Here is a 10,109-nt window from a genome sequence, read left to right as displayed (position 1 = left end):
GGGTGGTCGAGGCGGCTCCGAGCCTCGTGCAGGGCGCGGCGGGCGTGGGTTTCACGGCGGGGGCTGGGGAGCCAGATCAGGAGTGGGAGGGTGTGGCCGCTGCTGCGGGCGAGGTCGTGGTAGCCGGGGAGTTTCGCGGTGAGTTTCGGGAGCGCTTCGGTGCCGGTGTCGTATTCGAGGTAGAACGCGACCTCGCAGCGGGCGGTGCGCCAATGGGCGTAGGCGTCGGGGCGGGCGAGGTCGCCGATGTGGCGGGCACAGCGGTTCTCCGACCACCAGGCAGTGAGTTCCGTGTCGCAGTGACGGTGGGTATGGGCGGTGAGTGTGGTCAGGAGTTGGTTGCGGCCGACGGTGTGGGCCAGGCGCAGGCTGTGGGCAAGTCCGAGGACGCGGTCGCGGCGGTAGCCGAGGTCCTTGACGTCCACGCCGTGCGCGGCGGCCAGGACGGTGGCTCCGGCGGGGCCGAGGACGTAGTGCATCGGCGCGGAACCGCGGGCCAGGACGGGTTGGAACCGGTCGAGAACCGACCACTGCCACAGTTCTCGCAGGCGGGCGCGGGCCGCGCGCCCGGACGGGAAGGCGAGTGCGGCGAGCTGGTCTCCTGTCAGGACTCGGTGTTCGTGGACCATCGCGGCCAGCCACCGGTCCCGAGGGGTGAGCCGGGAGGCCAGGCGCGTCTGGTGCTCGGCGGTATTGGCCGAGCGTGGATTCCGGACATCTACGCGGGCAGGGCGCAGTACATGCTGGCGAACAGGGAACCGGCTCACAGCAATCACCTCGCAGAGAAGGGGAAACGGGCACGACGGCATGGCCGTGCCGGGCATGGCGTGGCGGAAAGCGGAGGACGGAGCGGCTTCTAGCGCGGAGCCTGTGTGTCCACTGTGGCCTATTTGCTGGTGGTGCGGATGTGTCGGGCCCGGCCGGGGATCGGATCGGACAAGGGGCGGGTGGTGAGAGTGAAGGGGCGGGCGTGTTCGCCGTGGGAGACCAGGCGTGCGGCGGCGTGGTAGGCGCCGAGGTGGGTGAGGTCGTGTTCGGCCAGGTGGGGTGCGGTGTGGCGGGCGAGGTCGCGGGCGTCGTCAGGTCCGGCGGCGAAGTAGATCTTGGAGCGGGCGTTGGTGGAGATGCCTTCGCGGAGGTCGCGTGGGAGTTGCCCGAGGTGCTGGTGGGCAAGGGTCATCGAGAGCCGGAATCCGCGGGCTTCGGCGAGCATGTCCTCGATCGGGTAGGGCAGGTTGAGGAAGTTGTGGGCTTCGTCAATAACCAGGGAGGCGTCGGGGCGGTCGGGTTGTGGTGTGTGGGCGCGGGCGGTGGTGGCCTGCCAGGTGCGGGCCACGACGAGGGAGCCGAGGAGTTTGGTGGTTTCTTCGCCGAGGGAGCCTTTCGGGATACGCACCAGGCAGATCCCGCCCTGATCGAGGACGTGGCTCATGTTCACGGTGGAGGGTCCGGCGGTGAGGGCGTCGCGGACGAACGGGCGCAGCAGAAACGCGCGGAGTTTGTTCATCAGTGGTGCGATGACCTGGGATCGTCCGGCTTCGGTGAGCTCGTCATACCAGGACCAGAAGCCGCGCAACACGGGATCGCGTAGGCGGGCGACGACGCGGGCGCGAAAGGCGGGTTCGGCGAGCAGCTTGGGGAGGTCGGCCAGCGTGGCGACTCCGGCTTGGGCGCGCAGGGTCAGGCAGGCCGCCCGCATGACGTCGTCGGTGCGCGGCCCCCAGAACGCCGAATACACGCGGCGGAACACGCTGACGAGGTTGTCGACGGCCAGGTCGGTGTCACCGCCGTCGAGGGGGTTGAGGCAAGGCGGTCGGGTGGGGTTGTCGGCGTCGAAGAGCACCACCCGCTGCCCGGCGTCGCGTGGCAGGCGCATCAGCAGGTCGGTGGCGAGGTCGCCTTTCGGGTCGATCAGGACCAGGCCTCGTTCGGCTTCGACGTCGGCCAGCAGCATGGTCGCGAGCAGGGTTGATTTGCCGGAGCCGGTCGCGCCGAGCACGTGCACGTGGTGCCGGGCGTCGGTGACCCGCAGCCCCACCGGCCGGGTCTGGCCGGAGTCGGAGTCCCCGAGCGGCTTCACCGTCGGACCGGGAACAGGGATACCCGGCGGGGGTGCGAGGGCTTTTGCCCCGGCGCGGTGCAGGCCGGGGAGGTTCTCATCGTGCGGAAGGTGCGCTACGGCGGCGAGCTCGGCGACCGACAACAGGTCGCCTCGGCCGAGCCGTCGCTCACCGACGACGCGAGCCGGTTTCAGGAGGCGGTGGCGGCGGTAGTGGTTGTGATCAGTGAACGCCGCGAATCCCGACGCAAGCGCGTGCGCCCGGCCTCGCGCGGTCTCGCGTGCCGAACGGAGTTGTTCCTCGCTGGCGTCGACGGGGAGCTCGGTTGTCACGGCGTAGCGCACGCGGGTTTCGTACTGGGCGCCTTGCTGTTTGGCGACCACGGCCCGGTTCAGGGCCGAGAGGGCGAGGGAGGTTTGTGGGTCCTGCTGCGGTGTCCGCGGTGTCGCGGTGCTGCGGCGGCGCGGCGTGGCGTGCGGGGTCAGCAGGTCCAGCACCCGGCCCACGAGCCGGGTCGCGTGACCGGTTTGCAGGTTCCGGGCCGTGCGGCGGGCGCGGGAAGCGCGAGCGCCGGTGATGGGGCGGGTGAGGACCTGCACGCAGGCGTACTCGCCGGCCATCAGCCCCACCGGGGCCCCGATCATGCCGCGGAGGGGGTCGGCGTCGAAGCTCGTGCGGATCGGCAACGCTTCGGGCCGCCCGAGCCGCAACTCCCCGGCCACGAGGACCCGCTGCTGCCCGTGTTCCGGTTCGGGCAACGGTGGTGTAGCGGGCTCGGTGCTGGTGCGCGCACCGGGCCACGCGGCCTCCACCGCGCGCTCGACCAGGCCCGGTGGGATCACGCCCGGCACCCACAACCGCAGCGCCGTACCGGCCTCGGAGAACGCGTACTCCCAGGCCACGTGCGGCTGGCCGCGCAGCCACCGCCGCCACGAGGGCCGCAGCAACCCGACGAGGTTCGACCACAACGCCGCTCCACCGGCCGGATCCACCTGTGGCGGTGCGAGCACCGTCACCACCCGTGCGTCGGCAGCCAACTCGGCGCGGCGCTGTGCCAGCAGCCAGTGCCGTGCTCCGGCCAGCAGCGCGGCGACCACGACAAGCAGCGGCACTACGACAGACCACCAGGCCACGGAGACCTCCACCGCACGGCCGAGGACCGTGGCCGGGTCGCGGAGGTAGTCGGCCACCCAGCTGCCGCCCGGCTCGGACGCGCTGGGCAGCATCGTGACAACGAACATCAGCTATTCCCTTCCGAAGTGAGTGGGGTTCAGGCGGGGCCGAGGTCGAGTTCGCCGTCGTCGCCCACCGGCAACTCGGCCTCGTCAACGCCTCCGAGCTCGAAGTCCACTGTGGAGTGTTCGAGTGGGTCGTGGTCGGTGAGTTCGGCGGGGTTGCTGGTCACCAGCTCGTGCTCCACCTGCGAGGCGAGGGTTTGGAACGCGACGCGTTGGGTTCCTGCTGAGAGCAGTCCTTGGCCGAGGTCGGCGGAGAGCAGGAATTGGCGTTCTCCGGCGGAGAGGTCGAACACGCTGGTGATCTCGTCGATGGCTTGGGATGCCTGGCGCAGCAGGATCTGGGTGGCGGCGTTGTTGACGACGGCTTTGCCCAGGTCGGTGGCCAGGACGTCGGCGGTGTCCTGGGTCGCCACGGTCAGCCCGGCCCAGTGTTTCCGGGCTGCTTTGGCCATGCGGAACAGGAATCGGGCGCCTTCGGGTTGCTGCATGAGCAGCCATGCTTCGTCGACGACGACCAGGCGTGGGCGCGGGTCGGCGGGGTTGGTCACCCGCCGCCACACGGCATCCAGGGTGATCAGGGTGCCGAGGGGTTTGAGTTCGTCGGGCAGCTCGCGCAGCCCGAAGGTGACCAGGTGCCCTTCGGGTTCGGTGGTGGTGGGGCCGTCGAACAGGCCCGAGAAGGCGCCGTCGACGAACGGGTGCAGCCGCTCGGCCAGCGTTCGCGGGATGCCGTCGGTGTCGGCGGCGAGCGTGTCGCGCAAGTCCCGCAGCAGCGGTGCGGGCCGGGTCCAGGTGCGGGGGTTGTCGGTGATCCCGGCTGCCTGGTAGGTCGCCGAGATGCCCCGGTCTAGGACCGCGCGTTCCCCGGGGTCAAGGTCACGGCCGAGCAGGACCGCCAGGACGGTGTGCAGGAACAGGCTCCGGCGGGCGAGTGCGTCCGGGGCGATCGTGCGGCGTCCGTCGGCGCGGACGTGCACGGGCAGGTCGAACGGGTTGAGCCGCACCCCCGGCTCCCCCAGGTTGACCTGCGTTCCTCCGACCGCTGTGGTCAGGCGGGTGTATTCGTCTTCGGGGTCGAGCACGGCGACTTCGACGCCGCGGTAGAGGCTGCGTAGCAGCTCCAGTTTCACCAGGTAGGACTTGCCTGCGCCGGAGCGGCCGAGGACCACGGCGTTGTGGTTGTGCATCCCGGGGTCGAATCGGTCCCAGTGCACCAAGCCTTGGGAGCCAAGGTTGTAGCCGTAGCGCACCCCGGCGGCCGCGGCGGGCGATGCCGGATCGGGTGGGGGCAAGTCGGGGCTGGTGAAGGGGAAGGCGGCGGCCAGGGCGGTGGTGTCGAAGGCGCGGCGCATCCCGATCAAGTCCAGGCCCATCGGCAAGGTGGACACCCAGCCCTGCACCGACCGGAACGTGGTCGGTTGCGCATCCAGCAGCAGGCTCGCCGCGAGCGAGCGGACTGCTTGGACTTCGTCGGCCAGGGCCTGCTCGGTCTCGGCGTGCACGCTCACGTACAGCCCGAGCCGGAACATTTTCCCTTCGCCGCGGGCGATGCGGTCGGAAAGCTCGTAGGCGTCTTCGGTGGCGGCCTCGATCTGCGGGTCGGCCAGCCGCCCGTGCTCCGCGGTATGACGACGTCCGGATTCAAGCTTGCCGAGCTGCTTGCGCAGCCCCTTCGCCGCGGTAGCCGGGTCGACGGGGGTGATGTGCACGCTGACGTCCACGCGTCCCGGATAGGTCAGCAGCGGCGACAGCCATCCCGGATGCACCTCACGGGGAAACCCGGTGATCGCGAAACTCGCGACCCAGTCGGAGCCGACCTGCACGTGCCGGGTGCCGACCGCGAGCGAGTCGGGGACGAACGCGGCGGAGGGGTTGTCCTGCTGTGCCTTGGTTTTCGCGCGCATTACTGCCTCTCCTCGTCCTGCTGGTGGGCGGTGACGATGTCGTCGGCACTGGCGAGCTCTGCTGTGGCAGGCAGGAGCCGGTCGGGGTTGCAGGCGGACGCGAGGACCGTTTCCGCCTGGGCCGCATCGAGCGGGGTCACGGTGATTCCGGCGGGGTGCAGTAGCTCGGTGGCTTCGCCGAGGCGCCGAGCCAGGCGGGTTTCGGCCGCGCGGCGCTCGGCGCTGCCCGGGACGTGCCCACCGGAGTGCTCACGACCACGGCGGCCGGGAAGCACCCCCCCGAGTCCACGGGAGCCGCCCAGGGGTGTGCGGGGTTCACGCAGGACGAGAAGCACCTGGCGACGCAGCAGGTCGTTGCCCGCGGCCAGGTCGGCGAGGTAGCCGGCGTGCTCGCGGGCGGCAGCTTCCAAGGCCGGGTGCGGCAGGCCGGGGGCGCGGGCGTCGAGGTCGGCGACCTGCGCGGACACGTCGAGGCGTTCGGCGCGTACCAGGATCTGGGCCGGGGCCGTCAGCGAGTGCAGCCAGCGGGCGAACACCCCGACCAGCGACTCCTGTTCCCCCGGGGTGCGCAGGGCGAAGTTCACCGTCGAACACGCGGCGACGACGGCAAGCCCGTCGCGGCCGAGGTCGAGGACACCGGCCTCGGAGATGTCCTCGGCCGGCAACCCGATACCCACCCCCACGCCACCCTCGTCGTGGGGCGAGTCGGTGGTGGTGTGGGCGGTGATCCAGGCCGGAGCAGGCTGAATGCCTTCGGGCGCGGCCACCCGCATCCGCGGCTGCAGGCGCTGCCGGACTGCGGCCAGCAGCAACCGGTCCAGGGGCAGGCCATCGCGGCGGCCCAGCACCAGCACCGCCACCCCACCGCCGACGACCACAGCGGCCGCGCCGAACACCGGCAGCGGGACGAACCCGTGGGTTCCGCGCCAGACCACGTACAGCACGAGCGCGGTCGCGGTGAACACGGCGAGCTGGCGCGCGGTCAGCGGACCGAGCACGCGGTCTTCGACCTCGACATCAGCGGGGATCTTGATCGGAGCACTCATGACGGGCCTCCAGAGGAACGCGGCCGACGGGGACGGCGGGGCGGGGGCTTCAGCGGCAGCGGAAGCTGGTGGGCGGCGCGCCGCGGGGCCTGCGGCGGCGGGTCAACGGGCCGGACAGGATGAGGTGGGGGTTGGCGGCGCACGTTCAGCGGGAGCCGGTACTGCCCGTCGCGGCCCGCGCGGGGCCGGTTCTCCGGCCAGTCCCGCCCGAGCGGCAAGGCGATCTGTTCCGAGTGCCCCGCCTTCGTCTCCGGCGGCACCGGCGGCGACGCCGGGCGAGCCTGGCGGCGCACCGAGATCGGCAGCCGGTACTGGCCATCAGCACCTTCACGGGGTCTGTTCTCCGGCCATTCCCCGTCGGCCGGGAACCTCATCTGCCGGGAACGGCCGGGTTTCGGCGGAGGCGGCTGTGCGGGTTGTTTCGGGCGCGGCTGGCGCTGTGTGCGCATGGGCAGCCGGTACTGCCCATCGGGTTCGAGGACGGGCTTGTTCTCGGGCCATTCCCCGCCCCAGGGCAGCATCAGCTGCCGGTCCGGGCCCCGCCGCGACCGCGGCGTCGAGCGTTGTTTCGGCGCGTACTTCTGATACGCGGGTTTCGGGGGCTTGCTGCGCTTGATGCCGTCGAACGGCATCACGTACTGGCCGCGGGAATCCGTGCGCGCCTTCGCATACGGATCCGCCGAGTCCGGCGCCGTCGTCTTCGGCCGCTTCGGCGCCGAACGGCCACCACCACCACCGCCGCCGAGCAGACCGAACGTCTTGTACGCGATGACACCGCGCACCAACCCGCCGATCAAGGACGAGCCGCGCCCCTTGATGGAGCTCAACACCCAGAACGGGATTTTGATCAACACATAACACAAAGCAAGCGCCACTAAAAAATTGATCACGACACACCCACCACGCGAGAAAACGAACGAACAGGGAGGGATTTCAGAAGAGCGTGATTCCGCCAGGCAAGAAGAACAGTTTCAGCGCCGCTACCAAAGCGAAGGCTTGCCCGATCTGGATCACCAGCACTCCGCCGACTGCTTTCCACCACCACAGCGCGATTCCCTCGGTTTGCGGGAGCGCGTGACACATCAGCAGGATCGGCGCGGCGGCCAGCAAGATGATGGTGAGCATGAGCCGCACGACATATGTCAGCAGCACCACGAGCAGCATCACCAGCAACGCCAGCGCGACGAACAACAGGAACAGGGTGCCGCCGTCGAGGTCGTGTATCAGCGTGTCGGTCATCGCCTGGCCCGCTTGCTCCGGGTCGAGGTTGTTTCCCAGGATCGCTTGCGACAATGCGTTGGCGATGTCGATCGCGTACCCGGCGAACAGGAGGGAGAGGTTCGCGGCCAGAAATCCGACCGCGACCCGCGGAAGGATTTCCTTGATCGACGCCCGGGTTTGCAGCGTCTGATACGCCAAGACGATGAGTCCGGCGATCGTGACCACGAGGCTGTAGGCCACGAGCACGATCTGGCGGGACTGCTCCCAGATCTCTCCCATCACCGGCAACTCATCCAGTTGCGGTGTCACCAGCAGCGAGTCCGCCAACAATCCCAGCAGCTCAATCAACCCCGGGGTGACCAAATCCTTGAAAAACGCTTCGATCGCTCCGGAAACGCAAGCGGGAATGTTAGTGAAGCCGCACTCCTGATCAGCCTCGACCGGCTCTGGAGTGGTCGGTTCCGGGGCTGGGGGTGGCCTGCTCGGTGGCGCTGGGAACTGGCACACCGGCAGCGCCGTGCCCGGCCCGCACGCGTCGGGGCGCGGCGGCAGCGGCACCGGCGGCCCCGCAGACGCCGGGGCAGGGACGAGATCAGGCGGCTGCGCGGACGCGATGGGACCGCCAACGAAGCCAAATGTGATCAGCAGCAACACGAAGGCCAGGCGGGCAGCGCGGGGTATCGAGGCGCGCATCATCAGGCTCCGACCAGGCCGCGCAGGATGTCCACAACCACCGGCGCCAACGCGGCTAGGAGGTAGCCGAAGGCTGCGTTGCGAAACGCCCCCTTCGCCTTTTCCACCTCACCGGGATCACCGTTGGCCAGCAAATACCGGACCCCGCCCACGGTCAGGAACACGGTCGCGACCAGGGCGAGGATGCCCATGACCCACGCCCGGATGTTGTTCAGCACCTCCTCCAGCGAGCCCACCAGCGCGACCACGTGCGTGGTCTCCGCCTGAGCCGGACACGCCACGGCCAGCACTCCGCAGAGCACCAGCACAACCAGGAACAGCCCCCGCCGAGCATCCAGGCGAGCAGGGCGACAGCGGAGTCGACGGCGTCGGGGCGAGGGGTGCAGCGAGGTGGTGTTGCGCATGAGGACACCTCCGGGGCGAGCGGAGTGGAAGCAGGACCTGCGACGGACACGGGAAGCCGGCGTCATCCCTGGGCTCCCGGCGCCTGGCCGCACGACGGCTGCGGACATGGCGTCAACGAAGACGACCCGCTTTCACCGGGAGTCACCGTGCGTGACCGATCGGCGGTTCCGGCGATGCCGGGGCCGGTGGGGTCGCGGGGCTGGTTGAGGTGGGTGGCAAGGCGTCCTTCGGCGCGCTGGCGCTGCTTCTTCAGGACCTCGTAGGAGTGGCCACCCTCGGCGGCGAGCTGGCGCAGTGACCGCCCGTCGAGGCGGGTCGCGGCGATCACGTCGGCTTCAACCGCAGTCACAACTCCGTCGGCGACCGCGCGGGCCAGCACCAAGTCCGGGTGTCCCGCATCAGCGGACGTCACAAACCGGATGGGAGCGCGCCCGGGGCCGGTCGTCTCCTCGCGGGGGCTGGTCTCCGAAGTGGGCGGCGGGGTGTCGAGTGCGTCGCGCAGGGCGGTGTGCCCGGCGCGAAACGCCGCCCATCGGAGCCGGTTCATGATGCCCGCGGCTTCGAGGTCGATCTCGGCTACTCCGGCCAGGAACCCGGTCAGCACGGCGGCGTGCAGGTCGGCCGCGTCCAGGGCATGACGGGCGGTGAGCCGAGTGGTGATGGTGATCAGCGCGGGCAAAGCCACGCCGACACAGGCCACGGTCCACGCCCCGCCTTCCGCACGGGAGCGGGTGACCAGATGCGTCCAGATCCGGTCCCGTAACGGTTGCGGGCACCGGCGGTGCAACACGACCTGCTGGACCTCATCCAGCGGCACCCATCGCAGGGGAAAACCGGGGAAGTTCCGTCCATTCAAGGCCAGCGGACGCGGGCCAGCAGTGAGCAACGAAAACGCGCGATGCGCGGTCGTGAGCGCACCGTTCTCACCAGAATCAGCATCCCGTTCGAGCGGGTCACGGCACATGGCAAACCTCCACAGAACACGGGGCGAACGACGCCCTGCAAGGAGGCCATGCGGGGTATTACCGAACTCGCACACACCACATACCGAGCACTCACACAACGAGTACCGAACTCTCACCGCACACTAACCAAGATCGTCCGCAGGGAGAGATAAGTGCCAGATCCCAGCGCACACCTTGATCGCTCACACATGCAGTGAGCTGCACTGTTAGTGGGCTAAACACGGCTTTGCGGGTTCACTCGCCGGACCTGGGGAACCTCGGCACCTCACACTAACCAAGATCACTAAAGATTTTTCAAGAAAATCTTGATTCAGCGCCTTGCCGATCAGTGACGACGAGACGAGCGAATGGTTCGATCACCCAGCACCTCTTCCCGCTTCGCCGACACGACACAGCCCACATCGAGGACGCTCGAAGATTTTTTAAAAAATCTAGCCTCGCCGTGTCCCATCCGGGCCAATTTTTCGGCATTTATAGGTGAGAACACCTTCACGGGCCACCGAGACCCCTCCCGCCGAAAGGACACACCCGATGCCGACCCCGCATTCCTCCCGCCCGCCTCGCCGCGGCACCGACC

8 protein-coding genes are annotated in these 10,109 nt (G+C 69.4%); all 8 read right to left on the bottom strand.

Going from position 1 to position 10,109, the window contains the following annotated elements; translation table 11 throughout:
- Positions 1-767: replication-relaxation family protein (locus tag LCD31_RS26865; protein ID WP_224962632.1), on the bottom strand; the 767-nt coding region annotated here is incomplete at its 3' end.
- Positions 768-886: 119 nt separating this feature from the next.
- The gene (locus tag LCD31_RS26860; RefSeq protein ID WP_374201688.1) at positions 887-3,286 is read right to left on the bottom strand and encodes a type IV secretory system conjugative DNA transfer family protein; all 2,400 of its coding nucleotides are present in this window, start codon (positions 3,284-3,286) and stop codon (positions 887-889) included.
- A 44-nt stretch (positions 3,287-3,330) separates the two neighbouring features.
- The gene (locus tag LCD31_RS26855) at positions 3,331-5,202 is read right to left on the bottom strand and encodes a VirB4 family type IV secretion system protein (RefSeq protein WP_224962628.1); all 1,872 of its coding nucleotides are present in this window, start codon (positions 5,200-5,202) and stop codon (positions 3,331-3,333) included.
- Positions 5,202-6,248, bottom strand: a complete 1,047-nt coding sequence (locus LCD31_RS26850; RefSeq protein ID WP_224962626.1) for a PrgI family protein — start codon at positions 6,246-6,248, stop codon at positions 5,202-5,204. The genes LCD31_RS26855 and LCD31_RS26850 overlap by 1 nt, the downstream gene beginning before the upstream one ends.
- Complete coding sequence (locus LCD31_RS26845; protein WP_224962624.1) at positions 6,245-7,138, bottom strand: hypothetical protein; 894 nt, start codon at positions 7,136-7,138, stop codon at positions 6,245-6,247. Before LCD31_RS26845 ends, LCD31_RS26850 begins: the two co-directional genes overlap by 4 nt.
- A 43-nt stretch (positions 7,139-7,181) precedes the next feature.
- On the bottom strand, positions 7,182-8,123 hold the full coding sequence (locus tag LCD31_RS26840) for a hypothetical protein (RefSeq protein WP_224962622.1): 942 nt from the start codon (positions 8,121-8,123) through the stop codon (positions 7,182-7,184).
- A 41-nt stretch (positions 8,124-8,164) separates the two neighbouring features.
- Positions 8,165-8,566, bottom strand: a complete 402-nt coding sequence (locus tag LCD31_RS26835) for a pilin (protein ID WP_224962620.1) — start codon at positions 8,564-8,566, stop codon at positions 8,165-8,167.
- Between the two features lie 62 nt (positions 8,567-8,628).
- A complete protein-coding gene (locus LCD31_RS26830; RefSeq protein ID WP_224962618.1) occupies positions 8,629-9,531 on the bottom strand; it encodes a sigma-70 family RNA polymerase sigma factor in 903 nt (300 codons plus the stop codon).
- Positions 9,532-10,109 lie beyond the last annotated feature (578 nt).

This window comes from Saccharopolyspora sp. 6M (genome assembly GCF_020176775.1).
Classification (GTDB): domain Bacteria; phylum Actinomycetota; class Actinomycetes; order Mycobacteriales; family Pseudonocardiaceae; genus Saccharopolyspora_C; species Saccharopolyspora_C gregorii.
This window is presented reverse-complemented; position numbering and strand designations above follow the sequence as displayed.